This is a genomic window from Runella defluvii, from assembly GCF_014195535.1.
GTDB lineage: Bacteria > Bacteroidota > Bacteroidia > Cytophagales > Spirosomataceae > Runella > Runella defluvii.
Genome location: NZ_JACIBY010000006.1, coordinates 170622 through 195560 on the forward strand (window position 1 = coordinate 170622; position 24939 = coordinate 195560).

Sequence of the window (24939 nt, forward strand, 5' to 3'; positions counted from 1 at the left end):
GACAACCATTCCTAATTATAAACCCTAAACCTAACCTTATTTATTTTTCGTCGTATTCGCCAGAGAGCGCATAATACCCGAGTATCGACATCCCGCCAGCGATGATTGGTGCCAAAATGAAGGTATAGATGATGGCAGGTACGAGGTCTGTACCCCCTTTATCCCACATTGGCAATGCTTGGTTGATGAAGAGATAGTAGCCTGCGTATAGACCAATACCTATCCAAACAATTCCTAATATTCTTTTTATTGCGTTCATAATTCGTTGTCTTTTAAAAGGTTAAAGATTAGTCGTTAGCGTTTTTGTCTTCCTTGATGTAAAGTAAACCAATCACAAAACTTACCCCAGCAAGGATAATTGGATACCAAAGCCCTTCCAAGTACGGTTGGGTATTCACAATCGCTTCTCCTGCTTTTTCAGCTGCATCGTTGATGTCCTTCGCACGAGTTGCTAAATAGGTAGCAATCGCAGGCATCAATCCACCAAACACCCCGTTACCAATGTGATACGGCAACGACATCGACGAATAACGAATACGGGTTGGGAACATTTCGACCAAGAAGGCCGCGATAGGGCCATACGCCATCGTTACAAAAAGCAACAAGATAAAGACCATCAAGACAAGCGTGTTGCGGTCGCTGTTGTTGATTGTAGTTATTTTTTTCACGTCGGGCTTAGGAGCTTCTTTGCTCGCATCGGCCAAAATCGTCACTTTCTTTACCTCTTTGTATTTTGTTCCATCCGTAAACTCCTTGGTTGTGGTTGTCGTAATGAGCGAATCGACTTCAGACCCAGAAGCAAGCGCACGCTTTACTTCCACTTTGGTATTGGCCACAATCTCTTCTTTGTTCTTGAGGTTGGTCGTTTGGTAAATTTTCTCAAAAATCGGGCGATAGCAAATAATCGCTAACAACATACCTGCCAACATAATGCCTTTGCGGCCGATTTTGTCGGACAATGAAGCAAAAATCACGAAGAACGGCGTACCCAACAATAACCCCAAAGCAATGATAACGTTCACTTGGTTGTCATCGACGTTACAGATTTTTTGCAAGAAACTCAAGGCATAAAACTGACCCGTGTACCAAACTACCCCTTGACCCATCGTGGCTCCAAAAAGCGCCAACAATACAAATTTGAAGTTATATTTATTGCCAAACGACTCTTTCAATGGGTTCGCTGATGTTTTCCCTTCGGCTTTCGCTTTAGCAAAAAGTGGCGACTCGTGCATATTACGACGGATAATAAACGATACCCCCACCATAATCAATGATACCCAAAACGGAATACGCCATCCCCAATCGTTGAAAGCTTCGGTACCAAGCGTGTTGCGAGTGACCATGATAACCAACAACGACACAAACAAGCCAATCGTTGCTGTCGTCTGAATCCATGATGTCCAGAATCCGCGTTTTTCGGCGGGTGAGTGCTCCGCTACGTAGGTCGCCGCACCGCCGTATTCTCCACCCAAGGCAAGTCCTTGCAAAAAACGAAGTAGCAATACCAAAAGGGGAGCAAAAAAGCCGATGGTTTCGTAGCTCGGGATACACCCAATCAAAAACGTCGCTCCACCCATCAAAATAAGGGTCACCATGAAGGTATATTTACGACCAATGAGGTCGCCCAGGCGGCCAAAGAACAAAGCTCCAAAGGGACGAACCACAAAACCTGCCGCAAACGTCGCCAAGGTCGAAAGGAAAGCCGCTGTTGGGTTATCGGGCGGGAAAAATTTGGTAGCGATTACGGTCGCCAAACTTCCGAATATGTAGAAATCGTACCATTCGATGAGCGTACCAACCGACGAGGCTCCGATGATGTACGCTAAACTTTGTTTTTTCTCAGACATGATTGAAAAGGTTGTAAGTTTTTTAAATTTGATTAGGTTAAAAGGTATTAGAGGTAAATTTGAAGTTGGGCAATAAACTCTCCATATTTCTTACTTACACCCGCCGCCGTCAGGCCTGGGCGAAGCGAATACTGCGTGGTAATTTTGGCATGGTGGCCGTCGATGAGCCAGTTGATGCCCGTATCAAAGTTTGAAACTGTTTTTGACAGCGCATCAAAGTTCTTGCTGGTATATGCCATGAAGGGTTGTACGCGCATTTTAGGTTTGTCGGTGGCTTTAGGCAACAATAAGCCTACCTGTGTATAGAAGATTTTTCCAGTTCCAATCATAGGTTGAGCATTTCCAGCGCCAGCCAAGAGTTTATCAGTTCCTGTGTAGTTAGGATCAATGGCACCGATGTTCATGATGCCGATATTTCTCAAGTAGTTTGGACCGAAATTATACTTGAAAAAGCCCGAATAAACGGTAATAGCCGTGTTTTTTTCTTTTTTACCAATGGGCATATCCAAGAAAGCATCTACTGACATTAGGTTTACGTTGTGTTTGGTAACCGTGCCATTGACCGATGAGCGTGTCCCTTCAGGTTGGCTATAAAACCCAGCTCCGATGTTAAACACGCGCTTCGTTCCCAAATAGGTTCCTACTTTGAACGGCAACAGATTTGATTCTGAATCTAAGAATTGGTACTCCACGTATCCCGTTTTGGCCCACTTGCTCGTCCCGTTGTTATCAACGGCCACTGCTTTTACGCCATCTGTTACATTTGCTGGCGCAAGACTTGTGTTAAAGGGTTTATTTAAGCCAAATCGGTATTCAAGTTTATTCAATTTCCCTTTGGCAAAAAAGCCATATTGACGAGCAAACTGGTCGGCATTGTCAATCGTTGCCCAAGAGAAAATAGGCGAGTCAACGGTCAAAAAGTTAAGTGTTGAAGCCATTGTCATCCGCGATATACCCATAAAATAATGTAACCCTGCTCCCACGCTCAAACTTGAGTTTTTGTTTTCTTTCGTAGGTAAAATCAAGTGGTACTCGTTCCAAAAATCGTGAAAAAACATTTGCGGTTTCTTGCCATTTCCGTAGCCCCCCGTTCCTGTACTTCCAGAGCCACCACCGTTGATAAATGTTTGGTTGTTAATCCCAAAGTGAGCCAAAATCATATACCGTTTGCTTACTTGTGAATAGGCCAACATCCTAAGACGGCGTCCCGAAATATCAAAATTTGATTTGGCAGGCTCTCCCCCCACGGTCGTCCCAGGGTTCAACTGCGACGCTCTAAACCACGTTTGGTTCCACGTAATCACACGAATGTACTTTGTTTTTTCGGGGTTCAAATCAAGTTTGATACCCGTTCCGTAATCAGTTGAACCTTGGCCATAACTCGTTGTTGCCAAGAGGCTACTGGCCATCAATACCAGTATGGTTAAACACTTTTTCATAGGTACGTTAAAGAAAAGAGGTTAAAAAAAGAGGTCGGTTCATTTTGTGTTATTCAAATATTTTTTTGAATAATCACTCGACAAAAGTGGAAGAAAGGATTTAAAAATCCGCTTGGGTGATGTTGTTATGCTAAACGCATATAGGTAGCAAACAAAACGGCTGTTTTTAAGTAAAAATCAGTAGAAAAATACAGTACGGAAGAAGATTAAGCAATAAATGAAAGGCCATGTCGGAAGTTTCCCCTATACTATTTTGAAAATACGCCCTAAAAATCATCTATTTTAATTTAGCAAACATATAGTAATTTAGCAATAAACAGTCATTTAATATAAAAAAACGGGGGTAACATGATGTGTTACCCCCGCCTCAATGCACTTATTGGTGTAATTAATCTTTGAATCTTTCCCATTTAATCATCATAAACTTGTCCCCTAATTCGGTCACAATCATGCCCGTTCCTTCCAAATTTTTACGGTCGGCATAAAACTCAGCCAGCTCTTTGTGATTCATCACTTTGTAGGTAGCATGGTGCGTAATTCGGTCGGGCATTTTGATTTGATACTTCTTTACCCAGTTCATCACCGACACGTGGCTAACTCCCAGAAGTCGCTCTATTTCACGGTAACTAACTCCCTCAATGTACAACTGAAGCGCCTTAATCACGTAGTAGGAGCTAATTCCTTTGCCAAGTTTATCGACCGTAAAATTGTAATCGCATTTTTTACAACGGAAACGCTGACGGTCTTTGATGATTCCGTTCTTGACAGTTTCGAGACTGTCGCATTTGGGACATTTGAGTGTTGCTGCCATGAAAAAGGAATGGTTAAGTTATAATTAGAGGAAGTGTCCTATAGTAATTTACCAAAGCTAATAGGACTATTCATATAAAAAAATGTTTTTGGTCACGTTTAGTATTGTTTTGCTAATTAACTATAGCTTTCAAATTTTCTTTTTTGAGCTTTCCCCTGATTTTCAACAACTTAACAACCTCCACCTTGCAGAAATTTTTATTTTAGCGAAATTTCGCTTGTTTTATATTTTTCGCTAACATACTTTTGAAACATCAATTACACTTCATCAACACTTGAACAAAATGAGTACTCAAACCGACACCCTCCTTGAAGACATTGACATCACAGGAACGATGTGTAGCCAGTACGACCAAATCTTAACCCCTGAGGCTCTGCAATTTATCGCTCACTTGCATCGACGCTTTAACGGGCGCCGCCTCGAACTCCTTCGCCTCCGCGACCTTCGTACCATCGCAATTCAAAAAGGCGAAATGCCGCAGTTCCTTCCCGAAACTGCTCCTATTCGCGAAGCCGATTGGACTGTCAATGCCATTCCCGATGATTTACAAAACCGCCGTACCGAAATTACAGGCCCCGTTGACCGCCGCATGGTCATCAATGCCCTCAATTCGGGAGCGAATGTATTTATGGCCGATTTTGAAGATGCCTCTTCTCCCACTTGGAGCAACATGGTAGAAGGGCAAGCCAATCTGTACGACGCGATTCGTCGCCAAATCGACTTTACGGCCGAAAATGGTAAGACCTACCAGCTCAACGACAACATAGCTACGTTGGTGGTTCGTCCGCGCGGATGGCACCTCCACGAAAAACATCTACTCGTTGACAATCAAGCCATTTCGGCTTCATTGTTCGACTTTGGATTATACTTTTTCCACAACGCTCATCAATTGTTGCAAAACGGCAGCGGGCCGTATTTCTATCTCCCCAAGCTGGAAAGTCACTCAGAGGCACGGCTCTGGAACGACGTATTTATCGCTGCGCAAGAGTGGTTCCACTTACCTCTGGGCACCATCAAAGCGACGGTTTTGATAGAAACAATTTTGGCCGCCTTCGAAATGGACGAAATCATTTATGAACTTCGACACCACTTGGCTGGACTAAATGCGGGGCGCTGGGATTACATTTTTAGTATCATCAAAAAATTCAAAGATTACCCCGAATTTATCTTGCCCGACCGTACCCAAGTCACGATGCGAATGCCATTTATGCGGGCTTATTGTCGGCTTTTGGTTCAAACGTGTCACAAACGAGGCGCCCACGCCATCGGCGGGATGTCGGCCTTCATTCCTAGCCGCCGCGATGCCGAGGTCAACCGCATTGCTTTCGAACGGGTAGAAGCCGACAAACAATTGGAAGTAGAAACTGGCTTTGATGGCACGTGGGTTGCGCATCCCGATTTGGTATCGGTTGCCAAAGCTCCTTTTGACGCTATGCTTGGTGCTCAGCCTCACCAAAAACACATCAAACGTGAACATGACCGCATCGAAGCCGAAGCGCTTATCGACGTTTACATCAAGGAGGGAACCATCAGTGAAAGCAGCTTACGTGCCAATATCAACATTGGTATCCTGTACATTGCCTCTTGGCTACGTGGCGTAGGTGCCGCTGCCATTCATAACCTGATGGAAGATGCCGCCACCGCCGAAATTTCTCGGGCGCAGGTATGGCAATGGCTGCATCACGAAGTCAAAACCTTTGAAGGCCGCCCAATTACCCTCAATTGGTACAAAAATGTTTTTGCCGACGAACTCACTAAAATCAAAGAAGACGTTGGTACCGAAGCGTTTACCAAAGGCCATTACGAACAAGCTGCCGAGTTGTTTGACCGCTTGGTCACGCAGCCACAATTCGAGCCCTTTTTGACACTCCCCGCTTACGACCTCTTAGACGCCTAGCAATCTTCCTCTTTTTTATCAAATACACTTCATCACAAACATCAACAACAATGAAAATTAGCACACAAGATCGCATTCAATCGCTCATTGCCGATTGGACGACCAACCCTCGTTGGAACGGAATTCAGCGCCCATACACGGCAGAAGAAGTAGTTCGTCTAGCGGGTTCGTACCAAATCGAACACTCGGTGGCTCGTATGGGCGCTGAAAAATTGTGGAATTTGCTCCAAAATGACCAATGGGTCGCAGGGTTGGGCGCACTCACGGGCAACCAAGCCGTGCAAGAAGTAGCTGCAGGCATGAAAGCCATTTATCTTTCGGGCTGGCAAGTAGCTGCCGATGCCAATTTAGCAGGGCAAATGTACCCCGACCAAAGCCTTTACCCTGCCGACAGCGTTCCAGCAGTCGTAAAACGCATCAACAATTCTCTTTTGCGGGCCGACCAAATTCAATCGGTGAGCCATGACGGCAACATCGACTGGCTTGTCCCTATCGTAGCCGACGCCGAAGCGGGTTTTGGAGGCAATCTCAATGCGTTTGAATTGATGAAACAGATGATTGAGGCGGGAGCATCTGGCGTTCACTTTGAAGATCAACTTTCTTCGGCAAAAAAATGTGGACACCTAGGCGGGAAAGTATTGGTTCCTACCCAAGAAGCCATCAATAAGCTGGTCGCGGCACGCCTTGCCACCGATGTCATGGGTGTACCTACGCTGGTTATTGCTCGTACCGATGCCGAGGCCGCCAATCTTATCACATCCGACATCGACGAACGCGATGAGAAATTTATCCGCCGCGACTTGGGTCGTACGCCCGAAGGCTTCTACTACGTTCGGAATGGACTTGAACAAGGCATCGATCGTGGGTTGAGTTACGCCCCTTATGCCGACCTGATTTGGATGGAAACAGGCAACCCCGACTTAGGACTAGCGCGTGAGTTTGCCGAAGCCATCCGCAGTCAGTTTCCTGATAAATTGTTGGCCTACAATTGCTCACCGTCGTTCAACTGGGCGAAATTTATGGACGAAAAGCAAATGCTTAACTTCCGTGAAAAGATTGCAGAAATGGGGTATAAATTCCAATTCATTACTTTGGCAGGCTTCCACGCCCTCAATACGGCCATGTTTGAGTTATCGTCGGCTTACGTAGAACGCGGAATGGCTGGTTTCTCAGAACTACAACAACGTGAATTTGCGCTCCAAGCTAAAGGCTTTAAAGCCGTGAAACACCAAGCTTTTGTGGGGACAGGCTATTTTGATGCGGTTCAAAATACCGTAACCGCGGGTACTTCTGCTACTGTCGCCATGAAGGGCTCGACCGAAGAAGAACAGTTTCATTAGCAGCCTGACTTTCCAAGTTTGGATTTCAGCAAACAACGCAACTTGGAAAGTCTAGCCACTGAAGGCTTTCCAAGTTTGAGTTTCGACAAACAACGCAACTTGGAAAGTCTAGTCACTGAATTTGTGTATATAATTCAGGGATTTCGTTTAGGGTAAATGGTTTGAAAGCAGGCAACAATTCCGTTGTCTGCTTTTTTTTCTACAAACGTTGAGCATCTACAAACGTTGAGCCTCTGCCGAGGCTACTTTTGAATTCCTTAAATCTCCACAAACGTTGAGCATCTACAAACGTTGAGCCTCTGCCGAGGCTGTTTGAAATTTCTCAAAAGCTTTTGTCTGCGCGCTAATGGTGGGGGTTCTTTCAGACGGTTTAGCCAAAATTTTACACGGCTTAGCGACAAAATTGGCAGGCTAACCGAAGATTTTTTCAGGGCTTTGGAGCTCTTCCCCAATTTTGCAGCGTCAAATTTTTAAACACATACAAGCCATGAAAACAAACAAATCAGTACGTTCAATGTTCAACACAATTTCCAAAAAAGCCCTTTTAATCGCCATTTTAGGCGTTTCTCTCTTCGTTGTAAGCTGCCAAGAACCAAATGCAGAGGTAGCTCCAGCCCCCCACAAAATCACCGCTAGTGCCCGCCTTGCTACCGACGCCATCGCCGTTGCAACCAACGACACCGTTTATAATGTCACCTTCCAAAATGCCAAAGGATTAACGCTTACTGCCAAGCTATACGTACCTGCCCTCCAACCTGGCGAGCAGATTCCTGCCATGGTTGTGATGCACGGATGCGGCGGAATGTGGTCAAACGATAACGTAGCTGCCAACAAAATGAAAACCAATTTCAACGAATGGGCAGCCGATTTTACTACGAAGAAAATTGCGTCATTATTTATCGACAGCTACACCAATCGCCTTGAAAATAGTCAGCCAATCGTGGAGTTTTGCGGCCGTACTCCACTCAACGATAGCATCTGCTCTCCTGCCTACGAACGCACCTACGATGCCTACGCTGGTTTGGCTTATTTGCGTACCTTGCCTTACGTTCAAGGAAGTCGAATTGGGTTAATGGGCTTCTCTCACGGAGGTTCTACGACCATGGCAGCACTTGTCAATACCACATTAGTCACCAAAAGCCAGTGGACAGTTTGGTATCAAAATAAGACTTACAATGTCGCTGCTCCCGTTGCTCGTCCTGCCCAAGGTGGATTCAAAACGGCCGTTGCTTATTATCCTGGAGGTGGGTTCTTTAGCTATTTTGGAAGTGTTTCGGATGCAACCAAAGGCAAGTACATCAACTACGCCCCGCTGTTGATTCTGATTGGGAAAAACGATGATTTGCTTCCTGCCACCCAAGTACAATACGACCGTGCCAAATTAAACGGTGCAGGAACAAGCATTGAATTGGTGACTTACGAAAACGCCAACCACTCTTTCGACGAAAAAACAACGGGTGACGACGCCGTTGCCAAAGCCGCTGCTCGTACCAAAGTTTCAAGCTGGTTAGCGGCGACTTTGTAATCCTAATTGGGATAACGACATGAAAAAAGCGGGCCATACAGCCCGCTTTCCATGTTTATTTTAAGCAACGGAAACACCGTTTTGTGCTTTATTACAAACCACTAAAATCAAATGTTTCGAGGTATTTTGTCGTAAACATTCCCGATTGGAAGCCTGCATCGTCCATCAAGCGAATGTGGAAAGGAATCGTTGTTTTGATACCTTCAATTACAAACTCTTGCAAGGCACGCTTCATACGCGTTGTTACTTCTTCCCGCGACTGTCCACTCACAATTACTTTCGCAATCATTGAGTCGTAGTTTGGTGGGATGGTATAACCTGCATACACGTGGCTGTCGATACGAACACCGTGTCCTCCAGGGAAATGCAACTGCGTAATTTTTCCTGGGCTTGGGCGGAAACCGTTGGCAGGGTCTTCGGCGTTGATACGGCACTCCATTGCATATAGCTTTGGAGAGTAATTTTGGCCCGAAATACGCTCACCAGCAGCTACTTTGATTTGCTCCTTAATAAGGTCAAAATCAGTCACTTCCTCCGTAATTGGGTGTTCTACCTGAATACGCGTGTTCATTTCCATGAAATAAAACTCGCCGTATTTGTCCACCAAAAACTCAATCGTTCCTGCGCCTTCGTAGGCAATCGCTGAGGCACCACGGATAGCCGCTTCGCCCATGCGCTCACGAAGCTCGGGAGATACAATTGGTGATGGCGTTTCTTCAACCAATTTTTGGTGACGACGCTGAATCGAGCAATCTCGCTCCGAAAGGTGGCAAACGGTGCCATATTGGTCACCTACTACCTGAATTTCGATGTGGCGTGGCTCTTCTACAAACTTCTCAAGGTACAAGCCATCGTTTCCGAAGGCTGCTCCTGATTCCATTTTTGCGTCGTCCCATGCTTTCTGAAATTCACTTTCGTCTTTGATAATCCGCATCCCACGGCCACCACCACCCGCAGTGGCTTTGACAATCACAGGATAACCGATTCCTTTCGCAAGTTCTTTTCCTTCTTCAACCGATTCCAATAACCCTTCTGAACCAGGAATTACGGGAACTCCAGCGGCTTTCATCGTTGCTTTGGCGGTTGACTTATCCCCCATGAAATTGATTTGCTCGGCCGTTGCTCCGATAAATTTGATACCGTATTCGGCACAAATTCGCGAAAACTCAGCGTTTTCTGACAAAAACCCGTATCCAGGGTGAATGGCATCCGCATTGGTAATTTCTGCGGCAGAAATTATATTGGGAATACTCAAATATGATTGGCGGCTTGGTGGAGGCCCAATACAAACAGCCTCATCAGCAAAGCGAACGTGAAGGCTATCACGATCTGCTGTGGAATACACAGCGACTGTTTTTATGCCCATTTCGCGGCAAGTACGGATAATGCGCAATGCAATCTCCCCGCGATTGGCGATTAGTATTTTCTTGAACATGAGTTTTTGGAAATTGTTAAGCAGGCTCTACCAAGAACAATGGTTGGTCGTATTCTACAGGCGTAGCATTTTCAACCAATACTTTTACGATACGACCTGATACTTCCGATTCGATTTCGTTGAAAAGCTTCATCGCTTCTACAATACAAACCACTTTTCCAGTTGCAACTTCGTCGCCTACTTCTACAAACGAAGGTTTATCTGGTCCGCCCGAACGGTAGAAAGTACCAATCATTGGTGATTTGATGGTCAAATACTTCGATTCATCCGCTTTGGCAGGAGCTGCTGCTGCTGGCGCAGGAGTAGCAACTACTGGAGCTGGAGCGGCGGCCACTGGTGCTACGGCTACTGGAGCAGGGGCTGCGGCAACCACGGTAGTCACGGCGTTGCGCTTTACGCTTACCTTAAACTCACCAGTTTCGATGTTTACTTCGTCTAAGCTTGAGTGAGCGATGAAATCGAGTAGTTTTTGAATGTCTTTAATTTCCATTGTTGTTTGAAGTTAGGTTTTTTGGAGACTTACGTCTTACTTAACGCGTTCTGAGTACTCTCTGGTAGCCGTTTTGATGCGGATTTTATCACCTTGTTCGATAAACATAGGCACCATGATACGCGCTCCCGTTTCTACTTCTACTGCCTTGCGAGGGTTGTTGGCAGTATCGCCTTTAATGCCTGGCTCTGCATATACTACTTCCAAGTCAACTGTGGCTGGAAGTTCGCACGTAAGGGGTGCTTCGTTTTCAGTATTCAATAAAATTTCTACCACTTGGCCTTCTTTCATCAAGTCAGCCCCGTCAACCAATTTTTCGTCGATTGAAATTTGCTCAAACGATTCATTGTCCATAAAGTTGAAGCCAGCTTCGTCCTTGTACAAGAATTGAAACTCTCGGCGCTCTACGCGCACAGGGTAGATTGCCACCCCTGAGTTAAAGGTATTGTCCAACACTTTACCACTGGTAAGGCTTTTAAGTTTTGTACGTACAAAAGCCGCCCCTTTACCTGGTTTAACGTGTTGAAACTCGACAATTTGAAACAAATCGTGGTTAAAATTAATTACTAATCCATTACGGATGTCTGCAGTTGTTGCCATTTTAGTATGAATCGTTAATTCATTAGATTGAAGGCCACGAATAACCCTAGCCTTTTATCGAAATTTGATTTTTGAGAATTGAGAAGTTCCCTCGTTAATACGCCCATTTTACATATACCGAACCCCACGTAAAGCCTCCTCCAAAGGCGGCAAAAATGAGATTATCGCCTTTGTTAAGTTGCGATTCATAATCCCATAAGCACAAAGGAATGGTTGCCGCAGTCGTGTTTCCGTATTTATGAATGTTCAGCATCACTTTGTCCATCCCGACTTTCATGCGGTTGGCCGTTGCGGAAATGATGCGTTTGTTGGCTTGGTGAGGTACCAACCACGCCACATCGTCGCCTGAGAGGTGGTTACGCTCCATGATTTCAGCCGCAACGTCGGCCATATTGGTGACGGCAAACTTAAATACCGACTGACCATCTTGGTAGGCATAGTGCCAGCGCTTGTCGATTGTTTCGTGCGTGGGCGGGAAGCGGCTTCCTCCTGCTTTTTGGTGCAAGAATGGCTGACCAGCTCCGTCTGATTTGATAATGGTATCTAAAATTCCGAGTCCTTCGGTGTTCGGTTCGAGCAAAACAGCGCCTGCTCCATCCCCAAACAACACGCAGGTCGTACGGTCGGTGTAGTCAATAATAGCCGACATTTTATCCGCTCCTACCACAATCACTTTTTTGTATTTACCCGTTTCGATAAACTGCGAACCCACCGTCAGGGCATAAATAAAGCCCGAGCAAGCCGCCTGAATATCAAAACTTCCAATAGACTTAATACCCACCATGTCGCAGATGAGATTGGCTGTACTCGGAAATACAAAATCGGGAGTAGTTGTTGCACAAATCAACAAGTCAATATCACCTGCCGCAGTGTTTGTTTTGGCCAAAAGCCCTTTTACTGCTTCGGCGGCCATGTGGGATGTACCCAGTCCTTCGCCTTTGAGGATATGCCGTTCTTTAATACCTGTACGGGCCGTAATCCACTCGTCGTTGGTATCTACCATTTTCTCCAACTCAGCGTTGGTTAGTACATAATCGGGTAAGTATCCTTGTATCCCCGTAATAGCCGCGCGAATTTGACTCATTTTTTACTTTGATATAAGTGATTAGGTCTCACCTCTTTATAACTCAGAGGGACGACGATAAAGGTGGTTTCAACTCAATGCTTTAGCAATATGGACATGGATTTGGGCTTCCACTTGTTTGCAAGCCCAAGTAATCATGTTTTTGATAGCCGTTGGTGACGAAATACCGTGTGCAATCATCACATTGCCATTTACACCCACGATGCTACTTCCTCCCACCGCTTCGTAGTTCATTTTGTCGATGTAGTCATCTTTGATACCTCGTTCGCTGGCAACCGTATAAAACGACTCAGCGAGCTTAAAAAGGGCATTTCCTGTAAAACCATCCGTAATGATTACGTCGGCCTTGTCATCGAAAAAGTCGCCACCTTCCATGTTACCAACGAAGTTGATACGATTATTTTCTTTCAAAAGCTGGTGTGCGGCCTGAGCTACGAGCGAGCCTTTTTGCTCTTCTTCACCAATGTTCATCAACGCCACGCGTGGTTTGTCGATGCCAAAGGTATATTGAGCGTAGATAGAACCAATCACGCCAAATTGTTCGAGCACCTCTGGTTTGCAGTCGGCGTTGGCTCCGATATCAAGCATGGCAGCGTATCCTCCTTTTTTCTGAGGGACAAGCCCAACAATGGCGGGGCGAATAATGCCTTCAATCGCTTTGATGCTAAACAAAGCGCCTACGTGCATTGCTCCCGTATTGCCTGCGCCACAAAAGATGTCTATGTTCTTTTCTTTGAGTAACTTAAACCCAATTGAAATGCTCGAATGAGGTTTTTGGGATAAGGCTTTAGTGGGGTGTTCACCCATCTCTACCACGTCTTCTGCGTGTACGACCTCAATTTGCGAGCCTTGATAGCCGTACTTAGTCACTAACTGATTGACGATGTCTTGTTTGCCGATTAGCACCAGCTGGACATTGGTCGGTAAATTAGCCGCTGCTAAGACAGCACCTTCGACAATTGCCTCGGGGGCGAAATCCCCTCCCATTGCATCTATTCCTATTTTCATTTTTCTATTGTAGGTATTGGGTAGTAAGAGGCTGTAAAAATAGTAGATAAGCAATACTAAAAAAGCATTTCATCGCAACTTTCTATACAAGTTGTGATGAAATGCTTTCATATACAATGCTTTATAAACTAGACTTTTGCGTAGCCTTCTACTACAACTTTGCCTTTATAAACCAAATTACCCTCAAAAACGTGGGCGCGGTGCATTACGTGTACTTCGCCTGTTGTTGGGTCAGTAGAAAGAGCCTTGCCCGTCAATGCGTCGTGCGTACGGCGCTTGTCACGGCGTGTGCTTGAGTGTCTTCGTTTGGGATGTGCCATTACCTTATGTCTTTAATTAATTGTTCGTTTGCTATTTATAAATACTTAAAAAAGTGCGTATTAATTGCCTTTTAGCTTTTTTAGGGCTGCCCAGCGCGGGTCTTTCTCTTCGGGTTCTTCTGGTGTTTCTTCCTCGGGAGTTTGATACACCAAAATTCCGTCAACTTCTTCTTCGTCTTCTAGTTCCTCCTCGTCGGTTCGGAATCGTGGATGAAGTTTTTTCATTGGCAATGCCAATGCGATGTACTCAAAAATATAACTGGCCACATTGATACGAACCGTGTCTTGACGAATCAGTTCGATTTCGTCAGAAAGCTGCTCGTTGTGATCGCCAAACTTTAAAATGAGCCGTTCCTGAATGTCCAAAGGTTCTTCAAATACCTCAAGACTGCGGTCACAAACCAATTCTACTTTTCCAACAATGTGGAAAGTAAGCATCAGCATCGTAGCCGATTTGTCCAGTTTTAAATGGGTTTTAAAGTGCCCACTTTCAATGAGTTCTTGCTCCAGCTCTTCAAAAAACTCGTTTTTAGACTCAAAATCAAAAACATATTGCTTTTCTTTTAAGCCGTAAATGTCTATGTCGTACTGTGTTAGCGCTTTCACTTCTCTGTCAAAATGGGCTGCAAAGTTAGAATTAATTATTAATATTCACAAGTCAAAAAAAGTTTCTGCTGTTTTTTAAAGGTTTTTTCCAAAAGCCAGCTGCTTTCTTTTCTTCCAACTACATTATAAACCACTTATCCCGTAAATCGTTCCGTTTATCCTAATCGCGCAACTTTTTGGGGTCGTTGCTGCATCTTGCTATCGAAATCAGTTCTTAAACTAAACAAATTTATAGCCATGAAAACGTTCATCTTCGCTCTCGCCTTCGCTGCTTCATTCAGTGCTTTTGCCCAAAACTCAGACGATTATTCTGAGAAAAAAAATAACTCCAAAGTATATTATACCAAAGGAGGAAATGCCAGCTTGCTCTCATTTGCCCAAGTTACCCGCGACGGTGAAGAGGTATCTTCTATCCCACGTTTTACGATGTTTGTCAACATTGGCACCAACGCCAACGTCGATTTAGGGAACCACTTGGGCCTTTTTGCAGGTTTGAACTTGACTAACATCGGGATGATTACTGAAGAAACAATCGTTGGCACCGTCAAAACCGACGTCTTTAAATACAAACAACGGGTGTATGCTTTGGGGGTTCCTGTGGGTATCAAAATCGGCGACCTTCGTAAGTTCTATGTCTATGGTGGTGCCGAAGCCGCCTATGCTATTAACTTCAAACAAAAGACATTTATCAACGGCGAAAAAGTTGATAAGTTCAACGAGTGGTTTAGCAATCGGTCTAACCCTTTTATGCCTGCCGTTTTTGCAGGATTCCAAACCAAACAAGGTTTTGGATTGAAGGTTCAGTATTATCTCACTGATTTTTTGAATCCTGATTTTTCAGAAAATGGCGTAAAACCTTATGCCAACACAGAGTCAAAAATTTTCTTTGTGACCTTAGGCTATAACTTCGGAAAGAAATAGAATTTTGCGTCAGAGACGTTTGTCTCAAATCACAGTTTGGCGCAAAAGAAAAAGGGGGCTTGAAACTCAGCTTTGAGATTCAAGCCCCTTCTCTATTTTACTCATTCGTAATTCCCAATTCCCTCATTCGTAATTCGCCCTACGCTTGTTGTTCTTTTACCAAAAAACAAGACCCTGCCGCCAACAACATACACACACCCGCCAATACAAGGGCATTGCGTGGGTCATCGCCAAGAAGGGTTTTGTAGAAAATAGGCACGGTCAACATCCCGATAAATTGAGGTACGCAAATAAAGCCGTTGAAAATCCCCATATATACGCCCATTTTTTCTTTGGGAACGGCTGCTGCAAGCATTAAATAAGGCATTGACATGATAGAACCCCACATCAAACCAATGATGGTCATTCCTGCGAGATAGACCATTTTATCGTTGGAAAGTAATGTCATAAAAAAGCCCATCGCCCCGAGAACCAGAAATAATGCGTGCGTTCCGCGCGAGCTACCCACGATTTTTACAATACGAGGAATAAAAAACGAAATCACGGCGCAGGATACGCTAAACATGGCAAAACATAAACCACCCCATTTTGTTCCCTCCTCAAAACCCGTAGGATTAGAAACGGCATCGGGCGCATTGAAGGCGTATTTGGCCACGGAAAGCGATAAATATTGCCACATCAACGGAAGTCCATACCACGTAAAGAATTTCACCCACCAAAGCTGACGCATCACGGTAGGCATCGACGACAACGGCGCTAAAATTTCTTTAAACACAGGAAGCATCAAAATCAAATAGCCTCCGATTAAAATTCCTAATCCCCACTGAAGCCCCGTTGCCAACCCTCCTGAAAAATAGGCGAATCCGAAGCCCAAAATAGCGGCTCCCACGGCAAGCGATAGGTGCCAAAAGGAAATAGATTTTTTCTCTTCGTCGGTAAAAACATGCTTTTTCTTGTAGTCATCATTTTCGGGTGGGTACTCTTTGGTGGTGCGCATGGTCCAGAACACGGCAATCAAAATCGACGCGGCTCCAATGTAAAAAGGATAACGAACCGAGTTAGGGATACCATTGGAAAGTTGCTCGTCGCTCAAGACCATCGAAACGCCCAAAAGTGGCAAAATATACGGCATGAGGTTGGCGAGGGTTTGTCCAAAACCAACAAAAAACGATTGTACAGCAAAACCTACGGGGCGTTGTTTTTCGTTGAGCATGTCACCCACAAAAGCGCGGAAAGGTTCCATGGCCGAATTGAGACCCGCATCGAGCATCCACATCAACCCTGCCGCCATCCATACAGCCGAAGAATTGGGCATGAGAATCATGGCAAGGCTTCCAACAAGTGCACCTACCAATATAAACGGACGACGACGACCCCATTTGGGCGACCAACTGCGATCAGATACCGCACCAATAATCGGTTGAAGTAATAGCCCCGTGAGTGGGCCTGCGAGCCAAAGGCCAGGGATTGAAGCTTCGTCGGCACCGAGGTATCGGAAGATTGGACTCATGTTGGCTTGCTGTAATCCAAAGCCATACTGAATCCCCAAAAAACCGAAACTCATGTTCCAAATTTGCCAAAAACTTAAATTGTTTTTTTCTTTCATCACTAGGTTAAGTTTAAAATCAAGTATTTCTGCAAGTATAGACAATTAGCAACGAATTGCAAACCTTCTGGTTTACATTTAAGTTATAAAAATTAGGATGAAAACAATAAACCATCTCCGCCGTTATCCCATGCAAAATCTTCTTGTAAGCCTTCTTTTTGCCCTGTTTTCAATGCATTCGGCCACGAATAAAATCTTTCGGAATGCTATTGCGAGTTTTAAGCTGGTTGTGAGCAACCAGCCACACGAGGAGAGCAACCAGCCACACAATGAAAACACTATTTCGGTTTCTATGGATGTATCCAATATTACACAAACGAGGGGAAGTCTTCGCATTGGAATTTTTCGGGAAGGAAATCCTTTTACAGGTCCGAAAGCAAAACCAGATTTCTTTAAAGTAGTACCGATTACCGCAGCAACGACGCAGCAAGTGGTCGTTAGCTTACCCGCAGGAAGGTACGTCATTGCGGTTTATCATGACCTCAACGACAACGGCAAACTTGATAAAAACTTGGTTGGTTACCCCAAAGAACCGTTTGGGTTTAGTAAGAATTTCAGGCCGATTCTGTCTGCGCCAAGTTTTGAGGACTGTGCCATTGAAATCAAGGAAAACAGCCCCCAAAACCGTCAGAAAATCAAGCTCATTGACTAGGTTAGTTGAAAGGGACGACCACTTTGGTGATATCCCACTCCAAGACGAGAGCGGGTTGATTTTCGTCAAATGAAATTTCAAATCTTTCTATTGGAATCGAAGATATAGTGACAGGCACCTCCACTTGAAGAACGTCTGCACTTTCTTCGCGGCTTGCTTCTCCTCCAAAACTCACCCCCCAACCGTACATTTTATTGTTGAAGATAACTGTCCATTTGTCTTCTTGAGGAATCGTCCAAAGGGTGTATTTTCCTGCTGGTAGGGTTTTACCTCCAATGGTTAAATCTTTGTTGGTGGTAAAGGTCGTGGCCTCGTTGGCGCCCGTACGCCACACTTTACCGTAAGGCACCAATTCGCCAAAAATCTCGCGGTCTCGTTTAGAAGGACGACAGTAAAACACCGACAATTCGGTATCATCTTTTTTGTAATTAACCGTTGCTTCTGGGCTTGCTTTTTTGGTGCTTGCTTGCATAAATTTGAAAGCAATAAACAACACTACGGCTAGTACACCGACCACGATGCCTATCCATTTGAGGGCTTTTTTCATAGGTAAAAGGGTTTATCTTACAAATAAAACGATACGTACTCAATTAAAAAATACTTCGTCCACAAATACCCAAGCGGGTTGCCCTTTGCCTCCGTGCCATTCGGGGAGTTTGGCTACAGGTCGAGCAATCACCTTGATAAAAGTATAACTACCTTCTTTTACCTTAGTCTCGATGGCCTCTATCCGCGCGGCTTCGTTTTGGGTCGGCTGAACAGGATTTAGCTTCTGCATTAATTCGAGTTTAGTACGGTCGTTTCCTGCCCACACTTCAATCGACGCTGGTGGAAAAATATACCCTCCTAAGTTTCGCCCTATGCTCAACATCACCGATTTAACGGGCGTTGGTTTATCAAAAACAAAAAGTGCTTCCAACGGCTTTTCTCGGTAGCCCAGCCATGCCTTGTTTTTAAAGTCGTTGGCTTCCCCTTTTTTAAAGTTTACCAGCGTCCCACCTCCTTCACCCATGTATTGTGGGTTAGGCTCGTTGAGCAATTCCACCGTTTTGGGGCGGTATCCTCCTTTGAAAAAAGTGTATTCGACTATGTCACTCGCATACCATTTGTCTTTTACAGCCCGTGCTTTTACGATGGTGTAGCCGTTCAGCGCAAACGGTTTTTGATAAGCTGGTGCCGTCAGCGAATCGGGCAAAGTTCCGTCGGTGGTATAACGAATGGTGACACCTTTGAGGGGATGTTTAAACGAAACGGGAGTAGCATTGGTTAAAACCAAATTTTCGTTGACCAAAACAGGAGGGTTGAGCTTCAATTTTTCGGCATCGGTAGGTACATACCCCATTTCAAAGCGAATGGCAGGGTATTGCTTTTGAAGTTCTTTGGCTTCGGCCTCCGAAATAGGGGTATTCCAAATAAACACCTCTTTAAGGACTGGAAGTTTTGCCAATGCCGCCATGCCTGCTTTTGTCTGTTTCGTTCCTGAAAGAGACAACGACTTCAATTTGGTCAACGATTGCAAATTCGACAAAGTCGCGTCGGTAATATCGGTATTGTTTAACACCAATTTTTCAAGTTGTTCAAACTGCCCGATGGTTTTCAGGTCTTCGTTTTTGACGGGCATATTTGACAAGTTCAGAGCCACCAACTGGTCTTTAATTTCGGACAACTCTCCCAGCTGTTCTTGCTTGTAAGCTTGACGCACAAAAAAATCGGTATGCAATGCGGGTGAGCCATTGGCAATCGGAAAAATAACGCGAAAAGGAGTGTTTAGCTTTTCAATCGTCTCTTCACTAGCAGGCTCAAAATCGTACGTGGCCACTTGGGTTTCAGCGCTCTTTTCTTTGTTCAAAAAAGCCCGAATGGGATCATTTGCAGCCAACTGACCCACCTTCTGTTTGGTATTAGCACCTGCGTTAATCCAAGCGGTTAGTACCCCAATTTCGTCGGCCGCCAACTGCGCTTTGCCTTTGGGTGGCATGTGGTTTTTATCTTCTAATGGCAGATTTGCCCGTTGAATAAGGTGGCTTTTTAGCGCATCGCCCGCTACCCATATCGGGCCATTTTTCCCTCCTTTGAGCAAGCCCGCAAGGGTGGTCATCAACAGCTCACCTTTGGTTTTTTGTTCGTTATGGCATTGGTAGCATTTGGCTTTCAAAATGGGTTGAATCGCCGCTTCAAAGACAGGGGTGTCGTCCGTAAAGGTCAACTGCGAGGCTGCGTCAGTAGTGGGAAACAGGTAGCCTTCGCCGTGGGTCAAACTTGCGCCAAAGTGCCCCGTCACGAACATTGCCACGGCACTAAGCCCCAAAAGTGGCGTAAAAAGACGTTGTTCTTCCGCAGTCTGGTACAAGGCCCACAGCCCATAGCACAAGAAACTCAGCCCGATGCCTGTGTATTTGTGCCAATTGAGTACATCGGCGGTGTAGCCTTCTTCTCTTGATAAAAAGAAACCCATCAACGCAGCTGCTGCGGCCGACAAAGCAGTTATACCCAAGATAAATTTCATGAGTTTTGTAAAGCTTTCCCCCACAAACTCCCGCTTAAAAAGCCAAAGTAGCCCCACAATAACCAACAGGCCAATGGGCAAATGCAGCAGCATCGGGTGCATTCGTCCAACGGGCTGAAGCCAAGCGGGTAGCATGACTTTTTCCTGAAAAATCAACAAAAACAACAATAATACATGAAGACCAACCAGTAAATAAGATAGAAGGGTTTGGAAACGAAACATTTTTTAAGTGTCGAGGTTAGAGGGCAGAATGTCGAATTTTAAGGTCGTCGCTCGCAGGATGCGACGGGGCCGACCGTGCGGCGACGACTATTAGCAGGCTTCCAGCCAATTACGCAATTAGCCCAGGCAATACTTTTCCAGCCAAGTCGGTCAGGCGATAGCGGCGGCCGAGGTGCTTATAGGTAAGTTTTTCGTGATTGATACCCATCAAGTGCATCACCGTCGCGTGAAAATCGTTGATATGAACAGGGTCACGCACGATGTTGTACCCAAAGTCATCCGTTTGGCCATAGACCGTTCCAGGTTTTACTCCTCCACCCGCCATAAACGTGCAATACGCCCGTGGATGGTGGTCGCGGCCGTAGTTATCCTTGGTTGAAGTTCCTTGACCGTAATTGGTACGCCCAAATTCTCCTCCCCAAATCACCAATGTTTCGTCGAGCAAGCCACGTTGTTTCAAATCGGTAATCAAAGCCGCCGAAGCACGGTCGGTATCTTTGGCTTGCAATGGCATCTCTCCCACCATGTTTCCGTGCTGATCCCAGCCTTGGTGATACAATTGCACAAAACGTACCCCTGCTTCCGAAAGTTTACGTGCCAACAAACAATTGGCAGCAAACGTCCCTGGCACCAAACACTCAGGGCCGTACATTTTTACAATGTGGTCAGGTTCTTTGCTCAAATCTGTCAACTCAGGAACGGCGGTTTGCATCCGATACGCCATTTCGTACTGCTGCACTTTGGCTTTGATTTCGGGGTCGCCAAAATCGTCGAACGCCATGTTGTTCAGTTCTGCCAGATTATCCAGCATTTTTCGGTGCGACGCTCGGTCAGAATTGGCGGGGTTGTTGAGGTACAAAATAGGGTCTTCGCCGCTACTAAATACCACGCCTTGGTGCGTCGAATCCAAAAATCCGTTGGACCAAAGTTTTGAATACACCCCTTGTCCATTTCCCTTCCCGCGCGACAGCAACACCGAAAACGCAGGTAAGTTTTTATTTTCACTACCCAAACCATAGCTCACCCACGACCCCATGCTAGGGCGATTGCCTTGTTGCGCACCCGTCTGCATAAAAGTGAGCGCAGGGTCATGGTTGATGGCCTCCGTGTTCATGGTTTTAATCATGCAGAGGTCGTCGGCAATATTGGCAATGTTGGGAAACAACTCGCTCATCCACATCCCCGACTGCCCATGTTGTGCAAACTTAAAGTAAGACCCAACCAACGGAAACTTGGCTTGGTTGGCCGTCATTCCCGTCAGGCGTTGTCCCATCCGTATCGAGGCAGGGAGTTCTTCGCCCGCCATTTTATTGAGCAACGGCTTGTATTCAAAGCTTTCGTACTGAGATGGAGCCCCGTTTTGGAACAAATAAATGACTCGTTTTGCCTTGGGGGCAAACTGAGCAATCCCCAAAGGAAGTTCTTCTACGTCATCACCCGCCCCCTTAAACAAATCAGGAACAAGCAAAGACCCCAACGCAACACTACCAATCCCCGCTGCCATTTTTCCCATAAAATGCCGACGGTTGACATTCAAACGGTTTTCAAAAAATTCGTTCTTATTCATAGTTCTAATGAATTGTTGTGTGTTCTTGCCCAGTTATTTCATAATCGCCTCTTCCAAGTTATACATCATCAGTATGGATTGCATAAGGGCTGCTACCATAGGACGATTAGCGATTCGTGCTTGCGGACGTTCTCCTACACTCAGCAGTTTCGCGGCCTTTTTGGGGTCTTTGGCAAACACCGATTGCTCACTTTCAAAATATTTTTCGAGCACACTGAGTTCTTTTTCTTTTCCAGTTCGGCACACGACGATGCGAAATGCTTTCTTGATTTTGTCTTCGTCCGAGTTCTTTTCCAGTGCTAGTTTTTCGGCCAATACCCTCGCCGATTCTAGTACAACAGGGTCGTTGAGCATTACCAATGCCTGAAGTGGTGTATTGGTTCGGGAACGTTTTACCTCGCATTGGTCGCGGTTGGAAGCATCAAAAATCAGCATCGACGGCGGCGGCACTGTCCGTTTGATAAAGACGTACATTCCTCTTCGATACAAGCTATCGCCGTGGTCTTGGATGTAGCTTTTAAGGCTTCCACGCCCCGAAGTTGCTACTTCCCACAAGCCCTTTGGCTGGTAAGGTTTGACACTCGGCCCGCCAATGGCAGGGCTAAGCAGTCCGCTCGTAGATAACACAAAATCGCGTACCAACTCCGCCGAAAGGCGCATTCGGGGGGCACGCGCCAATAGTACATTTTCAGGGTCTTTGGCCAAGTGTTCCTTCGTAATCACAGCCGACTGTCGATAGGTGGCCGACATCACGATTTGTTTCACCAAACGCTTAATGTTCCAATCGTGGGTACGGAAATCCACCGCCAACCAGTCTAACAACTGCGGATGCGAAGGCAACTCTCCTTGCATTCCAAAATCACCAACAGTTTTGACAATGCCACGTCCAAAGAACTCCTGCCACACTCGGTTGACAAACACCCGCGCTGTCAGCGGGTTTTTCGCATCAAGCATCCATTGTGCAAGCCCGAGGCGGTTGTCGGGGTATTTTTTGGTATCAAAAGGCAATAAGAATTTGGGCATTTGAGCCCCAACTACATCGGTCGGTTGGTCATAATTACCGCGCCCCAACACGTGCGTTTTGCGCAACGTATCCAAATCTTGCATCACCATTACCGTCACATCGGCGGTATCGGTTTTGTTGACAAAGGTCAAAATACTCTTGACGTCTTTGGTCGTCAACTTGAGGTTTGGAGGGTCGGCGAAGGAAGCATCAATGGTTCCTACCAAACCTTTTTCGGGCACTTGGTTAAAGAAGGCAAAAGCACTGTAATAATCTTTTTGTAGAATGGGGTCGTACTTGTGATCGTGGCATTTGGCGCATTCGTAGGTCAGTGCCAAGAACGTTTTCCCAAATGTATTGGTACGGTCGGTTACGTATTCGATGCGGTATTCTTCGTCAATCACCCCACCTTCTTGCGTGATTTTATGGTTACGGTTAAAGCCCGTTGCCAGCAATGCCTCTTTGATGCGCGGATTGGCGGGATTACCCTTCTGACGTTTTACAATCAAATCCCCCGCAAGTTGCCACGTCAAAAATTTGCTGTAGCTATAATTTTGATTAAAAGCATGAATTACCCAGTCGCGCCACGGCCACATGGTCCGCAGTCCATCGTCTTGGTACCCGTGCGAGTCGGCATACCGAGCGGCATCTAACCACGGAATCGCCATTTTTTCGCCGTAGTGTTTTGAACTTAGCAATTCGTCCACCACCTTTTCGTAGGCATTAGGCGATTCGTCTTTCAAAAAGCGTTCTTGCAAATCAAGCGAAGGCGGAAGTCCCGTAATATCCAAGGCCGCCCGTTTCAAAAGCCGTTCTTTATCGGCTTCCTCGTTGGGCTTCAAGCCATTCTCTTCCATTTTAGCCAACGTAAAATAGTCGATGAAGTTTTTAGGCCAAGCATCATTGTTAACGTTGGGCAATTTGGGTCTTTCTGGCGCAATAAACGCCCAGTGGGGTTTGTATTTAGCGCCTTGTTTAATCCACTTTTCAATCAGCGCAATCTCGTGTTCGTTCAGTTTCAGGTTGGATTCCAAAGGCGGCATAATTTCAGCCGTATCTTTGGTAATGATACGCAACCACACCGCCGACTCGTCGGGTTTTCCTGGGACAATCGCATGAAGCTTGGCATTGTCTTTCAGCGCGGCGTAGGCGGCTTCTTCGGTATCTAAACGCAAATCAGCTTCGCGCTTATTGGCATCGGGGCCGTGGCATTTAAAGCAACGATCCGAGAGAATCGGTCGGATGTGGTAGTTATAATCAACCTCGTCAGGAACAGAAGCTGCCGACGTGCTACCTCCATTCAGAAAGCAAGCAGTAGTCACACAGCTAACCGCAATGCCCACTCCTACTAAAAGCCTGTTTTTGAACAGGTAAGCAAGTATTTTTCGATTCATTTTCACGATAAAGGCAGGAACAGTTTATAATAAGTACAAATATATTTTAAAAAATATTAAAAACTGTTTTCTACTCACTTTTCGTGAATGTTTTAACCGAACATTACCTTATGATAAATGTCGGCCAAAGCTATTGAACATTCTCCGATTTGAAGTGTCGTATCGTTTTCATTATAGGTATGACTCAACCACTCCGCCTCGCTTAATTTTTTGATAACTTCTACTTTCTTCTTTTTAGATGACACAAGTACATATTCCCGAAACGAAGGAATTGTTTTGTAACAATCGAATTTCTCTAGTCTATCGTAGGCTTCGGTAGAATCGGATAAGACCTCAATAATAATTTCAGGATTCTCCAACGCATCCAACCCATTCGGAGCTTTCTCATAAACGGGTGTTTTACAAACAATCACCAAATCAGGAAAAACATATTTTTGACATCCTTCAATTTTGATAAGTTGGTCGCTATTTAGTACTATACACGCTCCTGTTCGTAAACAATTTTCCAGCGCAGTAGAAAGCGTCACGCATATCCGATTATGAGCAGGCTGGGCACCTGCCATTGCAACTACCTCCCCTGCATGGTATTCTAGTTTGACATCAGATTTTTGAAGTAAATCAAAATATTCTTCAACAGTGACAGAAGTGGAGGTTTGCATAGGTCTA

General features: G+C 45.4%; 22 protein-coding genes. 5 read left to right on the forward strand and 17 right to left on the reverse strand.

All coding sequences use genetic code 11. The features are described 5' to 3' along the window. Positions 1 to 40: 40 nt before the first annotated feature. The 4 genes from FHS57_RS15710 to FHS57_RS15725 form a co-directional block, all read right to left on the reverse strand. Positions 41 to 259 (reverse strand): DUF6814 family protein, encoded by a 219-nt coding sequence (locus FHS57_RS15710; protein WP_028522184.1) that lies wholly within the window; start codon positions 257 to 259, stop codon positions 41 to 43. Positions 260 to 287: 28 nt separating this feature from the next. Further along, a complete protein-coding gene (locus FHS57_RS15715; protein ID WP_183975247.1) occupies positions 288 to 1847 on the reverse strand; it encodes an MFS transporter in 1560 nt (519 codons plus the stop codon). A 47-nt stretch (positions 1848 to 1894) separates the two neighbouring features. Beyond that, positions 1895 to 3286, reverse strand: a complete 1392-nt coding sequence (locus FHS57_RS15720) for a porin (protein WP_183975249.1) — start codon at positions 3284 to 3286, stop codon at positions 1895 to 1897. Positions 3287 to 3674: 388 nt separating this feature from the next. Next, a complete protein-coding gene (locus FHS57_RS15725; RefSeq protein ID WP_028522187.1) occupies positions 3675 to 4097 on the reverse strand; it encodes an IS1/IS1595 family N-terminal zinc-binding domain-containing protein in 423 nt (140 codons plus the stop codon). 283 nt (positions 4098 to 4380) lie between these two features. On the opposite strand from FHS57_RS15725, the gene aceB reads away from it, so the two are divergent. From aceB to FHS57_RS15740, 3 genes are all read left to right on the forward strand, one after another. Further along, positions 4381 to 5994 (forward strand): malate synthase A, encoded by a 1614-nt coding sequence (gene aceB, locus FHS57_RS15730; protein ID WP_183975251.1) that lies wholly within the window; start codon positions 4381 to 4383, stop codon positions 5992 to 5994. Between the two features lie 50 nt (positions 5995 to 6044). After that, entirely contained in the window at positions 6045 to 7334 is a 1290-nt protein-coding gene (gene aceA, locus FHS57_RS15735) for an isocitrate lyase (protein ID WP_183975253.1), read from the forward strand. A gap of 487 nt (positions 7335 to 7821) precedes the next feature. Then, positions 7822 to 8859: a dienelactone hydrolase family protein gene (locus FHS57_RS15740; protein WP_183975255.1), complete on the forward strand. Its 1038-nt coding sequence runs from the start codon at positions 7822 to 7824 to the stop codon at positions 8857 to 8859. 91 nt (positions 8860 to 8950) lie between these two features. On the opposite strand, the gene accC is transcribed toward FHS57_RS15740, so the two are convergent. The 7 genes from accC to FHS57_RS15775 form a co-directional block, all read right to left on the reverse strand. After that, complete coding sequence (accC, locus tag FHS57_RS15745) at positions 8951 to 10294, reverse strand: acetyl-CoA carboxylase biotin carboxylase subunit (protein ID WP_183975257.1); 1344 nt, start codon at positions 10292 to 10294, stop codon at positions 8951 to 8953. Positions 10295 to 10310: 16 nt separating this feature from the next. Further along, on the reverse strand, positions 10311 to 10784 hold the full coding sequence (gene accB, locus FHS57_RS15750) for an acetyl-CoA carboxylase biotin carboxyl carrier protein (RefSeq protein ID WP_183975259.1): 474 nt from the start codon (positions 10782 to 10784) through the stop codon (positions 10311 to 10313). 36 nt (positions 10785 to 10820) lie between these two features. After that, positions 10821 to 11384 (reverse strand): elongation factor P, encoded by a 564-nt coding sequence (efp, locus tag FHS57_RS15755; RefSeq protein ID WP_122933849.1) that lies wholly within the window; start codon positions 11382 to 11384, stop codon positions 10821 to 10823. Positions 11385 to 11478: 94 nt separating this feature from the next. Continuing rightward, positions 11479 to 12468, reverse strand: coding sequence for a beta-ketoacyl-ACP synthase III (locus FHS57_RS15760; RefSeq protein ID WP_028525185.1), 990 nt, complete (start codon positions 12466 to 12468; stop codon positions 11479 to 11481). 69 nt (positions 12469 to 12537) lie between these two features. Further along, a complete protein-coding gene (gene plsX, locus FHS57_RS15765) occupies positions 12538 to 13476 on the reverse strand; it encodes a phosphate acyltransferase PlsX (protein WP_183975261.1) in 939 nt (312 codons plus the stop codon). A 128-nt stretch (positions 13477 to 13604) separates the two neighbouring features. Next, positions 13605 to 13796 (reverse strand): 50S ribosomal protein L32, encoded by a 192-nt coding sequence (rpmF, locus tag FHS57_RS15770; RefSeq protein ID WP_028525183.1) that lies wholly within the window; start codon positions 13794 to 13796, stop codon positions 13605 to 13607. Positions 13797 to 13856: 60 nt separating this feature from the next. Next, positions 13857 to 14402: a YceD family protein gene (locus tag FHS57_RS15775; protein ID WP_183975263.1), complete on the reverse strand. Its 546-nt coding sequence runs from the start codon at positions 14400 to 14402 to the stop codon at positions 13857 to 13859. Positions 14403 to 14639: 237 nt separating this feature from the next. On the opposite strand from FHS57_RS15775, the gene FHS57_RS15780 reads away from it, so the two are divergent. Beyond that, complete coding sequence (locus FHS57_RS15780; protein ID WP_183975266.1) at positions 14640 to 15323, forward strand: hypothetical protein; 684 nt, start codon at positions 14640 to 14642, stop codon at positions 15321 to 15323. A gap of 139 nt (positions 15324 to 15462) precedes the next feature. Here the strand turns inward: FHS57_RS15780 and FHS57_RS15785 are convergent, their stop codons facing one another. Then, positions 15463 to 16929 (reverse strand): MFS transporter, encoded by a 1467-nt coding sequence (locus tag FHS57_RS15785; RefSeq protein WP_183975267.1) that lies wholly within the window; start codon positions 16927 to 16929, stop codon positions 15463 to 15465. A 130-nt stretch (positions 16930 to 17059) separates the two neighbouring features. On the opposite strand from FHS57_RS15785, the gene FHS57_RS15790 reads away from it, so the two are divergent. After that, complete coding sequence (locus FHS57_RS15790) at positions 17060 to 17581, forward strand: DUF2141 domain-containing protein (protein WP_229601363.1); 522 nt, start codon at positions 17060 to 17062, stop codon at positions 17579 to 17581. A gap of 1 nt (position 17582) precedes the next feature. Here the strand turns inward: FHS57_RS15790 and FHS57_RS15795 are convergent, their stop codons facing one another. From FHS57_RS15795 to FHS57_RS15815, 5 genes are all read right to left on the reverse strand, one after another. Beyond that, the gene (locus FHS57_RS15795; protein ID WP_183975269.1) at positions 17583 to 18128 is read right to left on the reverse strand and encodes a DUF2911 domain-containing protein; all 546 of its coding nucleotides are present in this window, start codon (positions 18126 to 18128) and stop codon (positions 17583 to 17585) included. Between the two features lie 39 nt (positions 18129 to 18167). After that, a complete protein-coding gene (locus tag FHS57_RS15800) occupies positions 18168 to 20309 on the reverse strand; it encodes an FN3 associated domain-containing protein (RefSeq protein WP_183975271.1) in 2142 nt (713 codons plus the stop codon). A gap of 109 nt (positions 20310 to 20418) precedes the next feature. Further along, complete coding sequence (locus tag FHS57_RS15805; RefSeq protein WP_028525176.1) at positions 20419 to 21876, reverse strand: DUF1501 domain-containing protein; 1458 nt, start codon at positions 21874 to 21876, stop codon at positions 20419 to 20421. 33 nt (positions 21877 to 21909) lie between these two features. Next, on the reverse strand, positions 21910 to 24273 hold the full coding sequence (locus FHS57_RS15810; protein ID WP_183975273.1) for a PSD1 and planctomycete cytochrome C domain-containing protein: 2364 nt from the start codon (positions 24271 to 24273) through the stop codon (positions 21910 to 21912). A 92-nt stretch (positions 24274 to 24365) separates the two neighbouring features. Beyond that, positions 24366 to 24932, reverse strand: coding sequence for a Uma2 family endonuclease (locus FHS57_RS15815; RefSeq protein ID WP_183975274.1), 567 nt, complete (start codon positions 24930 to 24932; stop codon positions 24366 to 24368). Between the last annotated feature and the right edge of the window lie 7 nt (positions 24933 to 24939).